Annotated in this window: 11 protein-coding genes; 10 read left to right on the forward strand and 1 reads right to left on the reverse strand. The window is 46.5% G+C overall.

Annotation, left to right across the window (positions count from 1 at the left end; genetic code table 11):
- Window positions 1-194 precede the first annotated feature (194 nt).
- The 5 genes from AAEO50_RS11980 to AAEO50_RS12000 all read left to right on the forward strand — a co-directional run bounded on the left by AAEO50_RS11980 (window position 195) and on the right by AAEO50_RS12000 (window position 7328).
- The gene (locus tag AAEO50_RS11980) at window positions 195-848 is read left to right on the forward strand and encodes a TetR/AcrR family transcriptional regulator (RefSeq protein WP_341983879.1); all 654 of its coding nucleotides are present in this window, start codon (window positions 195-197) and stop codon (window positions 846-848) included.
- Window positions 845-4111 carry a fused isobutyryl-CoA mutase/GTPase IcmF gene (gene icmF, locus AAEO50_RS11985; RefSeq protein WP_341983881.1) on the forward strand — a complete coding sequence of 1089 codons (3267 nt, stop codon included), beginning with the start codon at window positions 845-847 and terminating at the stop codon, window positions 4109-4111. The genes AAEO50_RS11980 and icmF overlap by 4 nt, the downstream gene beginning before the upstream one ends.
- 297 nt (window positions 4112-4408) lie before the next feature.
- Window positions 4409-4603 (forward strand): hypothetical protein, encoded by a 195-nt coding sequence (locus AAEO50_RS11990; protein WP_341983883.1) that lies wholly within the window; start codon window positions 4409-4411, stop codon window positions 4601-4603.
- Between the two features lie 158 nt (window positions 4604-4761).
- The gene (rpoE, locus tag AAEO50_RS11995; RefSeq protein ID WP_341983885.1) at window positions 4762-5340 is read left to right on the forward strand and encodes a DNA-directed RNA polymerase subunit delta; all 579 of its coding nucleotides are present in this window, start codon (window positions 4762-4764) and stop codon (window positions 5338-5340) included.
- Between the two features lie 383 nt (window positions 5341-5723).
- The gene (locus tag AAEO50_RS12000) at window positions 5724-7328 is read left to right on the forward strand and encodes a CTP synthase (RefSeq protein ID WP_341983887.1); all 1605 of its coding nucleotides are present in this window, start codon (window positions 5724-5726) and stop codon (window positions 7326-7328) included.
- A gap of 530 nt (window positions 7329-7858) precedes the next feature.
- Here AAEO50_RS12000 and AAEO50_RS12005 read toward each other — a convergent pair.
- On the reverse strand, window positions 7859-8383 hold the full coding sequence (locus AAEO50_RS12005) for a DUF2529 domain-containing protein (protein ID WP_341983889.1): 525 nt from the start codon (window positions 8381-8383) through the stop codon (window positions 7859-7861).
- A gap of 260 nt (window positions 8384-8643) precedes the next feature.
- Here AAEO50_RS12005 and AAEO50_RS12010 point away from each other — a divergent pair, with 260 nt between their 5' ends.
- From AAEO50_RS12010 to glpX, 5 genes are all read left to right on the forward strand, one after another.
- Window positions 8644-9006, forward strand: coding sequence for a response regulator (locus tag AAEO50_RS12010; RefSeq protein WP_341983891.1), 363 nt, complete (start codon window positions 8644-8646; stop codon window positions 9004-9006).
- Between the two features lie 180 nt (window positions 9007-9186).
- On the forward strand, window positions 9187-10044 hold the full coding sequence (locus AAEO50_RS12015) for a class II fructose-bisphosphate aldolase (protein ID WP_341983893.1): 858 nt from the start codon (window positions 9187-9189) through the stop codon (window positions 10042-10044).
- A 180-nt stretch (window positions 10045-10224) separates the two neighbouring features.
- A complete protein-coding gene (fsa, locus tag AAEO50_RS12020) occupies window positions 10225-10866 on the forward strand; it encodes a fructose-6-phosphate aldolase (RefSeq protein WP_071620410.1) in 642 nt (213 codons plus the stop codon).
- 222 nt (window positions 10867-11088) lie between these two features.
- Window positions 11089-12372, forward strand: a complete 1284-nt coding sequence (locus tag AAEO50_RS12025) for a UDP-N-acetylglucosamine 1-carboxyvinyltransferase (protein ID WP_341983900.1) — start codon at window positions 11089-11091, stop codon at window positions 12370-12372.
- A 203-nt stretch (window positions 12373-12575) separates the two neighbouring features.
- A complete protein-coding gene (gene glpX / locus AAEO50_RS12030) occupies window positions 12576-13538 on the forward strand; it encodes a class II fructose-bisphosphatase (protein ID WP_341983902.1) in 963 nt (320 codons plus the stop codon).
- The last annotated feature ends 189 nt before the right edge of the window (window positions 13539-13727 follow it).

Genomic DNA, 13727 nt, shown 5'->3' on the forward strand with positions numbered 1-13727 from the left:
ATGGTGCCGTCCTGCGGGGCGTTAAAAAAACAGCCCAGCTCACTGCCGGCATCTGACGTGGCAATCAACACTCTAATCTGCGATACGTATTAAAGGGGTATGTTTCCATATAAAATCCGCCCGCTCCGTTGGGGGACGGGGCAGGCGGGAGCAAGAGGGTCAATGGGAGAATGTGAAAAAGGCGGTCGGTAACGTTGGATAAAAAAAGGGAAGTTCATGCTTCTGTCAAAGATGAACGGTTAGTGGAAAAAAGGCGCGACCAGATGATCCGGGGAGCCGTCTCTCTTTTTAAACAGAAGGGGTTTCACCGCACCACGACGAGAGAGATTGCCAAGGCCGCCGGATTCAGCATCGGAACGCTTTATGAGTATATACGGACAAAGGAAGATGTTTTGTATTTAGTCTGTGACAGCATTTATGAGCAGGTTCGATTGGAACTTGAGGAGCTGGATATCGATCAAGGCACGATTGACAGTCTGAAGCTCGGTATCGCCCATTATTTTCAGGTGATGGACCGGATGCAGGATGAGGTTCTTGTCATGTATCAGGAAGCGAAATCGTTGTCGAAGGACGCTTTACCGTATGTCCTCCGAAAAGAGCTTGAGATGGTGGCGATGGTCGAGAAGCTGATCGTACGCTGCGTCGAGACGGGTGAACTTGAGCTTGATGACAATCAGATCCATATGCTCGCTCAGAATGTATTCGTCCAGGGGCAGATGTGGGGATTCCGCCGCTGGGCACTGCAGAAGAGGTATTCTCTTCAAGAGTACATCGATCTTCAAGTCGATCTGCTTTTTGCAGGGATCACAGGTTTTGAAAAACAAAGGAGAACAGGGGGAGTAATATGAGCACGGTTGAAGTTTATAAACCAAAGCACCATGTCCGATTCGTTACGGCGTCGAGCCTTTTCGACGGTCATGATGCATCGATCAACATAATGAGACGGATTATTCAGGCAAGCGGATCAGAGGTTATTCACTTGGGTCATAACCGCTCCGTGGAAGAAGTGGTGAACGCTGCGATTCAGGAGGACGTACAGGGGATTGCGATTTCCTCTTATCAAGGCGGGCACGTTGAATATTTTAAATACATGTACGATCTGTTAAAAGAAAAAGGGGCTTCCCACATCCGTATTTACGGAGGCGGTGGCGGGGTCATCATCCCGCGCGAAATCAAAGAGCTTCATGAATACGGGATTGCGCGCATCTTTTCACCGGAAGACGGTCGTCAGCACGGTCTTCAGGGCATGATCAACAAGATGATCGAAGAATGTGATTTCCCTACGATCGAAGGAAGCGTCAATTCCGAGGTGGAAAAGCTATCGAATGGTGATGTGAATGCCGTTTCCAAACTGATTTCACTTGCTGAACATCAGGTAGGGGCGAATGAGGAAGTAGCTGCAACGGCTCAGACGGTTTTCTCCGAGATCAAGACTCTTGCGAAAAAGGTGCCTGTACTCGGGATCACCGGAACTGGCGGCGCAGGGAAAAGTTCACTCACGGACGAACTGATCCGGCGCTTCATCAACGAACTTCCGGAGAAGAAGATTGCGATTCTATCCATCGACCCGACGAAGCAGAAGACGGGCGGTGCGCTGCTTGGCGACCGTATCCGCATGAACGCGATCTTCAATCCGCGCGTTTACATGCGCAGTCTTGCCACGCGTGGTTCGAAGACGGAACTTTCGCTTGCGATCAAGGATGCGATCAATGTCGTGAAAGCGGCCGGCTACGATCTCGTTGTCGTTGAAACAAGCGGTATCGGGCAAGGGGATGCGGAAATCGCTGAAATCTGTGATATGTCCATGTACGTGATGACAAGCGAATTTGGTGCCCCTTCCCAACTTGAAAAAATCGACATGATTGATTTTGCCGACCTGATCGTCATCAACAAATTCGAGCGCAAAGGATCCGAGGATGCACGACGTCAGGTACAGAAGCAGTACCAGCGCAGTCATATGCTGTTCGATAAGGACCTTGATGACATGCCGGTATTCGGAACGATCGCGAGTCAGTTCAACGATCCGGGAACGAATGCGTTATTTGCAGCGATCGTAGAAACTGTAAATGAGAAGATGAAGCTTGATTGGAAAACAGGTTTTTCGAAAAACGTCGATGTTGAAAAACAGAACGTGATCATTCCGAACAACCGACGCTATTATTTGCGTGAAATTGCGGAAACGGTCCGTAATTATCATAAAAAAGCGGAAGAGCAAGTGAATCTTGCGCGCCGGCTGTTCCAACTCGAAGGTGCAATGGAAGCTCTTCGCGAAAAAGAACAGAATGAAGAAGTCCTTACTTCATTGAACACGTTGAAAGATGAAGTGGAAAACAAGCTGACAGCGGAGTCCAAAGGTATTTTAGAAAAATGGGAGAATCTGAAGGATACGTACAGCAAGGATCAATTTGTTACGAAGATCCGTGATAAGGAAATTGTGACCGAGCTGAAGACAAAGAGCTTATCAGGACTTAATATCCCTAAGGTTTCCCTTCCTAAGTACAAGGATTACGGTGAAATTTTGAAATGGGTGTACAGGGAAAATGTACCTGGTTCATTCCCTTATACGGCAGGCGTGTTCCCTTTTAAACGTAAAGGAGAGGATCCGAAGCGCCAGTTCGCGGGTGAAGGGACGCCTGAACGTACGAACCGCAGATTCCATTACCTGTCGAAGGATGATGATGCGAAGCGTCTGAGTACGGCGTTCGATTCGGTTACCCTTTACGGTGAAGATCCGGATTACCGCCCGGACATCTACGGAAAAGTCGGGGAGAGCGGTGTGAGCATCTGTACGCTTGATGATATGAAGAAGCTGTATGCAGGCTTTGATCTTTGTGCTCCGTCCACGTCTGTATCGATGACGATCAACGGACCGGCGCCGATCATCCTGGCGATGTATATGAATACGGCGATCGATCAGCAGATCCGTGCCAAGGAAGAAGAGCTTGGCCGCGTGCTGACGGTGGAAGAGTACGTGGAAGTGAAGGAACAGACGCTTGGAGTCGTGCGCGGAACCGTTCAGGCCGATATTTTAAAAGAAGATCAAGGACAGAATACATGTATCTTCTCAACCGAGTTCGCACTTCGCATGATGGGTGATATCCAGCAGTACTTCATCGATCATAAAGTGAGAAACTACTATTCTGTCTCGATTTCCGGCTACCACATCGCGGAAGCGGGAGCGAATCCGATTTCGCAGCTTGCATTTACTCTCGCTAACGGCTTCACCTATGTTGAGTACTATTTGAGCCGCGGAATGGATATCAATAAGTTCGCGCCGAATCTGTCGTTCTTCTTCTCGAACGGTCTGGATCCTGAATATACGGTGATCGGCCGAGTGGCCCGCCGCATCTGGTCGACGGTCATGAGGGATAAGTACGGTGCGGATGAGCGCAGCCAGAAGCTGAAGTATCACATCCAGACGTCAGGCCGCTCATTGCATGCGCAGGAAATCGATTTTAATGATATCCGTACGACCCTTCAAGCATTGATGGCGCTGCAGGATAACTGTAACTCGCTTCACACGAATGCGTATGATGAAGCAATCACGACTCCGACGGAAGAATCCGTCCGCCGTGCGATGGCGATCCAGATGATCATAACGAAAGAACACGGTCTTTCTAAAAATGAAAATCCGCTTCAAGGCTCGTTCATCGCGGAAGAATTGACCGACTTAGTGGAAGAAATGGTGCTGACGGAATTCGACCGCCTGAATGACCGCGGAGGCGTGCTCGGTTCGATGGAAACCCAGTACCAGCGCGGCAAGATCCAGGAAGAATCGATGTACTATGAAATGAAAAAGCATAACGGCGATCTTCCGATTGTCGGGGTGAACACGTATCTGAACCCGAATCCTCCATCCGAAGACGAGATGGACAGCATGGAACTCGCACGTGCAACGAAGGAAGAGAAAGAAACACAAATCAAGAATCTTCGCGACTTCCAGGGACGCAATGAAAGTGAAGTGGAAGAAGCGCTGGCTCGCCTGAAGAAAGCGGCAGTCGACGGAGGAAACATCTTCGAAGAGCTGATGGAAACCGTAAAAGTGGCAAGCCTCGGGCAGATCACACACGCCCTATACGAAGTCGGGGGACAATACCGACGGAATATGTAATAGAAGATATTGGAGACTGCTGTCGTTGTGGACGGCAGTCTTTTTCACATTTGTGGATTTGAAGGCCCGATTCGAAGGCCCGTCCCAGACTGCGTTAAAGCGCTAAAAGCCCGTCCCTCACTCCGGTAAAGGATTTTCTTATTTTAAGGGTGATTAAAGTTCGCGGAATCGGTCTATGATGAATATACAGAAAAGTTACAATTCTTAACGTTGTGGTCATAGATGCAGGCTTGGTTTTGCTATATAATGGGTATTGGATGAATAGACCCTGAGACGACTTATACTGGATGTGAAATTGTGAGGACATTTTTGCGTTATGCGCTTATGGCGGTCGGTATTTATGGAGCTCTTGTTTTGTATCACTTTCAGCTGGGGGCAATTCCGTTCTTTCTCCTTTCCTTCTATTTATTTTATGAAGCGTATAAGGTGATCCGGTATGGTGACAGGGAGGAAAGTGAAGAGAACAGCAGCCTTCTGAATTCACAAAAATAAAAAAATGATAGAAATGGCAGATAAAGATAGCATAAAGTATCTTCGATTGTTTATAATGGGTAATATGCTTAAAATGATAATGGCAGGATTATGCCATTTTTTATCTGGTTTAGTGACTCTCTCAGTAGAGTGTGAAATAGAGAAAGGAAGTGCGTAAAGTGAGTTTAAAACAGTTATCGAAAGAAGAATTGCGACAAACCTCTTTTATTGAATTGGCACACGAAATCATGACGGAAAAGAAACAAGCCGTGACATTCCAAGAAGTATTGAAGGAAATTAAAAGTTTACTTGAAATCTCTGAATCAGAGGTTAAAAGCCGCATGGTTCAATTTTATACAGACTTGAATATCGACGGACGCTTCATTGCGCTTGGCGAAAACCGCTGGGGACTCCGGGAATGGTATCCTGTTGATCAAATCGAAGAGGAAACCGTTCCTACAATGAAATCTACTAAAAAGAAAAAAGCCAAGAAGAAAGTCGAAGAAGATCTTGATCTGGACGAATTCGAAGATCTTGATGATGAAGACCTCGATGACGATCTTGATTATGATGATCTTGACGATACAGATGACGATGATGATCTGACAGATGATGACGACGATGTGGATGATACAGACGATGATATTGAAGATATCGATGTCGATGAAGCCGAGGAAGAGCTCGAAATCGACGAGTTCGATGAAGTCGATGACGATGAGGAAGAAACAGAAGAAGATGAAGAGGACGAAAAGCTTTAATTTTTCTGTGAATTAGGAAGATTTCCTTTACTCATTCTCTGCTTGACTTCTTTCTTTTAGGAAGGTAGTATTTTATTTGGGCTCCTTAAAAAAGGACGAATAGAGTATTCAACGCTCCCCTTACCATTTGGTAAGAGGGGCGTTTTTTATTTTTTATAAGACAGCATGCGCAGGGAATGCAGGCTGTTTCAGGTTTTTCTCTTCCCCTTACAACCTACAATTTATATAAATCAGAGGCTGTCTTTTAGCTATGTTTTGCCCATGATATTATTTTGCGGGAATGGACTACTCCTTCTTTGAACAAGATAACTTCATGACAAGGATACATAAGAGACACCCTCTACTTTTTTTGAAACAAAACATATTAAAAGGGGGACATATACATGACTAAGTATATTTTCGTAACAGGCGGCGTTGTTTCGTCACTAGGAAAAGGGATAACAGCAGCGTCCCTTGGAAGACTATTAAAAAACCGCGGAGTTTCGGTGACCATCCAGAAATTCGATCCATACATCAACGTGGATCCTGGAACGATGAGCCCGTATCAGCATGGTGAAGTATTCGTAACGGATGACGGTGCGGAAACGGATCTTGACTTGGGTCACTATGAGCGTTTCGTGGACATCAACCTGACAAAATACAGCTCGGTGACGACTGGTAAAATCTATTCCACGGTCCTGAAAAAAGAGCGCCGCGGTGATTATCTGGGCGGAACGGTTCAGGTCATCCCGCATATCACGAATGAAATCAAGGAACGCGTATACCGCGCCGGCCGTGAAACGAATTCAGATGTTGTCATCACGGAAATCGGCGGAACGGTCGGCGATATCGAATCTCTTCCATTCCTTGAAGCGATCCGTCAAATCAAGAGTGATGTAGGCCGTGATAACGTGATGTACATCCACTGTACGTTGGTTCCTTACATTAAAGCTGCCGGTGAAATGAAAACGAAGCCGACCCAGCACAGTGTTAAAGAACTTCGCAGCCTTGGAATCCAGCCGAATGTCATCGTTGTCCGTACAGAAATGCCGATGACGCAGGATATGAAAGATAAAATCGCATTGTTCTGTGATATCGACAAGAACGCAGTCATCGAAGCAATGGATGCAGCTACACTTTACTCAGTACCGCTTTCCCTTCAGAATCAGAAGCTTGATGAGATTACATGCCAGCACCTTAAACTGAATTGCCGTGAAGCGGAAATGACAGAGTGGAATGAGCTTGTGGAGCGTGTGACGAATCTTTCACGCAAAACAACGATCGCACTTGTAGGGAAGTATGTTGAACTTCAGGATGCGTACATTTCCGTTGTCGAAGCACTTCGTCATGCCGGCTATCAGTTCGACAGTGATATCGAAGTGAAATGGCTGAACTCTGAGCTTGTTGATGCAGGAAACGTTGCTGAAAAACTTGGGGACGTAGAGGGAATCCTTGTGCCTGGAGGCTTCGGTGACCGCGGGGTAGAAGGGAAAATCGCCGCAACTCAGTATGCCCGTGAAAACAAGATTCCTTTCCTTGGAATCTGCCTTGGCATGCAGCTGGCATCTGTAGAGTATGCGCGCAATGTCCTTGGCCTTGAAGGAGCTCACTCTGCTGAGTTGAACCCGGATACGCCATACCCAATCATCGACTTGCTTCCTGAACAAAAGGACATCGAAGATCTTGGCGGAACGCTGCGTCTTGGTTTATATCCATGTAAATTGACAAAAGGCTCAAAAGCCTATGCAGCTTACGACGGCGAAGTGGTTTACGAGCGTCACCGCCACCGCTTCGAATTCAACAATCATTACCGTGAGCAAATGGAAAACGCAGGCTTCATCTTCTCAGGTACAAGCCCTGACGGACGCCTTGTGGAGATCATCGAGCTTGAAGATCACCCATGGTTCGTGGCATCCCAATTCCACCCGGAATTCACATCACGCCCGACTCGTCCACAGCCGCTGTTCAGAGACTTTGTTGAAGCTAGTTTGGCTTTTGGCGAGAAATAATTTTTTGATGTTTTACGGCCGCTCTCCTGGATTGGGGGAGCGGTTTTTTGTGGTGTAGTGTATAGTTTGGTGGTGAAGCGATGTAATGTTGTATATGAGATTAGGTATAAGTGCGTTAGGGTGTATCGAATATTGTCGGAAAATCGGCAGCTCGAACATATATTTGATATTTCGCACATAAAATCAAAATTTCGCACTTATATCAAACATACCGCACATAAATATAGGGAATTCGCACGTGTAAAATGAGGGTACCCCTGGATGTCCACTGCAACATCATACCCCTTAATAGACAGGTAAGCAGAAGAGGGTATCCCGTCTTCGATGGTTGAAAATCCGACAGTTCGAGTATAAAAGTACTGAGTTCGAGCATAAAACCACCGATTTCGAGCACAAAACCAAAATATCAAGCAAATATGCAAGTTAATACCCACCTGTGCATGTCGAAGTCCTACACAAAACACCAAAAAAAGGCCCGTCCTTCAATGCGTTAAAGCATCGAGGGACGGGCCTTCGAATTAAACAGACAATCAGTCCTCGTATTCCTCCAACATTTCACGGATGACAAACCCCAGCGCGAAATAGATATAGAGAGCCGCCATGCTCGTCGGCATACACACGCGTTCGCCGATTTCCTCACCAGGCAGCATCCCCTTGATCACTTTAGTGTCGAGGTGAAGGTCGGCAATTCCAGCGAGCCCTTCACCTTCTCCAACAAGACCGGAAATCCCCACGAACGGGACGCCTTCATCCGCCAAGCCCTTCGCAAACCCGACCGCTTCTTCATCCGTGGATAAACGGGTCACGACGAGTACGCGGTCAGCTTCGGTCAACGGCACGGCCTCATCAAATCTTTTAACAGAAGGAAGCCGTTCAGCCCCGTGTAAAGCTTCAGCCGTTACAGCTTCCATTTCTCCATACGCTTTGATATAAATCGATCCCTGTCCGACGGCAGCCTGTGTAAGTAGCCTCGCCGCGTCTTCGATTTCAAATTCCTGTTTTTCAGAGATGCGTTTAAATAAACCCGATAATTGGGTTGTGAACATCTTGATCATGGTTTCACTCCTTATTCAGTCGACCGATTGAGCTTCGACAATTCATGCTGTATCGCTTATTATAAAGGGGAAAACGGGTGCAAGTAAAATAATGGAGAAAAAGCAGGATTTTTTACATGATTGGTAGAAGTAATAGAATATATGATACTTTTACGAAAGAACAAAGAGGACGGGCAACCAACCATTGCAGGATGAAACCTGTAAGCCAAGCTTAAAGCAGATATACATATTTCATTTTATTTAAAAAGGGGATAAGCCATATGAATGAAAAGATACTTATTGTAGATGACCAGTTTGGTATACGAATTCTATTAAATGAAGTCTTGCAAAAGGAAGGCTATCAAACCTTTCAAGCGGCAAATGGTGTTCAGGCACTTGAAATCGTAGATAAGCATTCCCCGGATCTCGTCCTGCTTGATATGAAAATTCCTGGAATGGATGGAATTGAAATCCTGAAGAGAATGAAGAAAAAAGATCAGGAAATCCGCGTGATCATCATGACCGCTTACGGGGAACTTGATATGATTCAGGAAGCGAAGGACCTGGGTGCATTGACTCATTTTGCAAAACCGTTTGATATTGATGATATCAGACGAGCGGTTAGACAGTATATCCCGGTTTGACCCTGAAGTTAGAATAGTGAAAATAGTAGTATTTTTTACAAATGGCCTCTTCAGTTGGTAAAATCAATTGTGTTTTGGTATGATACAAGTGAAATTGTTAACAATGTTAATCGGTGTGAACAAACTTCCATTATCTTTACCAAAAATGGCACACTGACTGAATACAAGGAGGAAATTAATATGCCTTTAGTTTCAATGAAAGACATGCTTATCCAAGCAAAAGAAAACAGCTATGCTGTTGGTCAATTCAACTTGAACAACCTTGAGTTCACTCAAGCGATCCTTCAAGCTGCTGAAGAAGAGAAATCACCTGTCATCCTTGGTGTTTCTGAAGGTGCAGCCCGTTACATGAGCGGTTTCAAAACAGTAGTGAAGATGGTAGAAGGTCTGATGGAAGACTTGAACATCACAGTACCTGTTGCGATCCACCTTGATCACGGTTCAAGCTATGACAAATGTAAAGAAGCGATTGACGCTGGTTTCACATCCGTCATGATCGACGCTTCTCACGGTCCTTTCGAAGAGAACATCGAAATCACTTCCAAAGTGGTTGAGTATGCTCACTCTAAAGGTGTTTCTGTTGAAGCTGAGCTTGGTACAGTCGGCGGACAGGAAGATGACGTAGTTGCAGACGGCGTTATTTATGCTGACCCTAAAGAATGTCAAGAGCTTGTAGAACGTACTGGAATCGACACTCTTGCTCCTGCATTAGGTTCAGTTCACGGTCCTTACAAAGGTGAACCAAACCTTGGTTTCAAAGAAATGGAAGAAATCGGTGCAGCATCAGGAGTACCTCTAGTACTTCACGGTGGTACTGGTATCCCGACAAAAGATATCCAAAAAGCGATCTCTTATGGAACAGCTAAAATCAACGTAAACACTGAAAACCAAATCGCTTCTGCCAAGAAGGTACGTGAAGTACTTGCTGCAGATTCTGAAGTGTACGATCCTCGTAAATACATGGGCCCTGCACGCGAAGCAATCAAAGCGACGGTAATCGGTAAAATGCGTGAATTTGGTTCTTCTAACCAAGCGTAAGCGAATAGAGGTAATGTTTGGAAAGTGACTGGAATCAGATTAGATCTTTCCGAATGTGGTAGAAAAAGAATGAAGCAGTAGGAGAGGACTGGCACCATGGGAGGGTAATGCCTTTTTGGGTCAGTCCTTTCCGTTCATTATAAAAAGATTGAAAATTTTGTCGAAAAAGGGGTAGGAGACTTGAAATTTTTTATCGATACAGCAAACATGGACGAAATCAGAGAAGCATTTGAATGGGGAATTGTTTCAGGCGTGACAACCAATCCGTCACTTGTGGCAAAAGAAAAAGGAGTCACATTTGAAGATCGATTAAAAGAGATCACAGAACTTGTACCGGGTTCTGTAAGTGCAGAGGTCATCGCTACCGACGCTGAAGGAATGATCAAGGAAGGCAGGGAGCTTGCAAAAATCGCTCCCAATATCACGATCAAGCTTCCGATGACACCGGACGGCCTTACAGCAGCATCCACTTTTTCCAAAGAAGGGATCAAGACGAATGTTACGTTGATCTTCAGTGCGAATCAGGCGCTTCTAGCAGCCCGCGCCGGAGCGACGTATGTATCGCCATTCTTAGGAAGACTGGATGATATCGGTCATGATGGTCTTGAACTGGTTTCAAAGATCGCTGAGATTTTCGCGATCCACGGTCTGGAAACAGAGATCATCGCAGCTTCTACGCGCCATCCGCAGCATATTACAGAAGCGGCACTCAGAGGCGCGCATATTGCAACCGTTCCTCTCAAAGTGTTGAAGCAGCTCTTCAACCATCCACTTACGGATAAAGGGATTGAAGCCTTTTTGAATGATTGGAACAACAGATAAATCGTTTTTGAAGCATGCAGGAAAGTAGGTCAAAAGGACCTGTGAGAAAAAATTCGAAAATCCTATACATGTTTTGACGAAATATGTATAAACTAGTAGACAATGGACTTCTTAGATCGTCTTCACATGGAAAAATAATCCTTTTTGTTGGCGTGCTGTAGAACGGGATCTCAAACTGAATGAGTCCCTTCTTTCCCGCTGAACAGTGGAAGGGAGATTAAAATGGAAAAGCTAAAGATTGCAGGTGGTTATCCACTTGAAGGTACCATAAAAGTCAGTGGTGCGAAAAACAGTGCTGTCGCGTTGATACCGGCTACGATCCTTGCCGATTCGCCGGTAACGATTGAGGGGCTGCCGGAAATTTCGGACGTGCGCACGCTGCAGGACTTACTCGAAGAAATCGGAGGAACGGTCAGTTTCGAAGATGGAGAAATGAGAGTGGACCCAAGTGAAATGGTGTCCATGCCGCTTCCGAGCGGCAAAGTGAAAAAGCTCCGAGCATCATATTACCTGATGGGAGCGATGCTGGGCCGCTTCAAAAAAGCTGTCATCGGTCTTCCGGGCGGATGTCATTTAGGGCCCCGTCCGATTGATCAGCATATAAAAGGCTTTGAAGCGCTCGGTGCCGAAGTAACGAATGAACAGGGTGCGATTTATCTTCGTGCCGATGAATTAAAGGGTGCGCGTATTTATCTTGATGTGGTAAGTGTAGGCGCTACCATCAATATCATGCTTGCCGCCGTTCGTGCCAAAGGGCGCACCATCATTGAAAATGCAGCGAAAGAGCCTGAAATCATCGATGTGGCGACGCTGTTGAGCAATATGGGAGCGAGAATCAAAGGTGCGGGTACGGATGTGATCCGTATTGATGGTGTCGATGAGCTTCACGGATGCCGCCACACGATCATTCCTGACCGGATCGAAGCGGGCACGTTCATGATCCTTGCCGCGGCAGCAGGAAAAGGCGTTCTGATCGATAATGTTATTCCATTACATATGGAATCAGTGATTGCCAAGCTTCGTGAAATGGGGGTTCCCGTTGAGACGAACGATGATCAGATCTTTATCGGCAGAGCGGACAAGCTGAAAGCCGTGGATATCAAGACCCTGGTTTATCCTGGATTCCCGACCGACCTGCAGCAGCCGTTCACTTCGCTGATGACTAGGGCGGAAGGTTCCGCTGTGGTAACGGATACGATTTATTCTGCCCGCTTCAAGCATATCGACGAATTGAGACGCATGAATGCCACGATCAAAGTGGAAGGACGTTCTGCGATCGTCAACGGTCCGGTTCAGCTTCAGGGAGCAAAAGTGAAAGCGAGCGATCTGCGCGCAGGAGCAGCTCTTGTAATTGCGGGACTGATGGCAGAAGGAATTACAGAAGTAACGGGCCTCGAGCATATCGACCGCGGTTATAGTGATCTCGTTGAAAAGCTCGAAGGACTCGGTGCGACCATCTGGCGTGAAAAAATGACAGCTGAAGAGCTGGAACAATTAAAATCCTAAGCGCCAATTGAAATAATTCTCAGCTTCCGAGAAGGAGTGGCCCCGCTTTTTTAGAAAAAAGGTCTCTCTTACCCGATAAATGTGTTACAATAAATCTGTTAATATGTTATACAATTTAAATTTATTGTACTCAAAGGCTGCTTTTTAATACTGAAAAGTATGCAAAAAGAGCTTTACAAAAGGGAATTCGGGAGGCTGTATACATGGAAAGAAGTTTATCAATGGAGCTGGTTCGTGTAACGGAAGGAGCTGCCCTTGCATCAGCTAGATGGATGGGACGCGGCAAGAAGGACGAAGCGGATGATGCCGCAACTTCTGCAATGCGTGACGTATTTGATACCGTACCAATGAAGGGTACTGTCGTGATTGGCGAAGGGGAAATGGACGAAGCGCCAATGCTTTATATCGGTGAAAAGCTTGGGACAGGATATGGTCCCCGCGTCGATGTGGCAGTGGACCCGCTTGAAGGGACGAATATCGTGGCATCCGGAGGTTGGAATGCGCTTGCGGTTCTGGCGGTTGCCGATCACGGGAATCTGCTGAATGCTCCGGATATGTATATGGATAAAATTGCGGTTGGTCCTGAAGCAGTTGGTAAAGTTGATATCAATGCTTCTGTTATCGATAATCTGAAAGCTGTAGCACAAGCAAAGAACAAGGATATTGAAGACGTGGTGGCAACGGTGCTGAATCGTGAGCGTCACCAGCACATCATCCAGCAACTCCGAGAAGCAGGTGCACGCATCAAGCTGATCAATGACGGTGATGTTGCCGGAGCGATGAATACAGCATTCGACCACACGGGAGTCGATATCTTATTCGGATCTGGCGGCGCCCCTGAAGGTGTCCTTGCCGCTGTAGCACTAAAATGCCTTGGCGGGGAAATCCAAGGGAAACTCCTGCCGCAAAATGATGCCGAACTGCAGCGCTGCATCAGCATGGGCCTTGATGTAGATAAGGTATTGCGTATGGAAGACCTGGTAACAGGTGACGATGCCATTTTCGCAGCAACAGGCGTAACCGACGGGGAACTGTTAAGAGGCGTTCAGCTGAAAGGCACCCACGGATTGACTCACTCAGTCGTCATGCGTGCGAAATCCGGAACCGTCCGCTTCATCGACGGCCGTCACAGCCTTCAGAAAAAGCCGAACATGGTCATTAGATAATAGTTATTATTGTAATGAGAAGAATGGCATTTTTTTGAGAAAACTATTGCTGATTTGGTCTAGTTCGAGCGGTGGATTGGAGTGCAAGACGAAGACTCCTGCGGGAAAAGTAGCTAATGTGAGACCCCGCAGGAGCGAACGCGACGAGGAGGCTCACGGGCTACCCGCGGAAAGCGAAGTCTTGCACGG

The sequence above is a fragment of the Rossellomorea oryzaecorticis genome, assembly GCF_038405515.1.
GTDB classification, from domain to species: domain Bacteria; phylum Bacillota; class Bacilli; order Bacillales; family Bacillaceae_B; genus Rossellomorea; species Rossellomorea oryzaecorticis_A.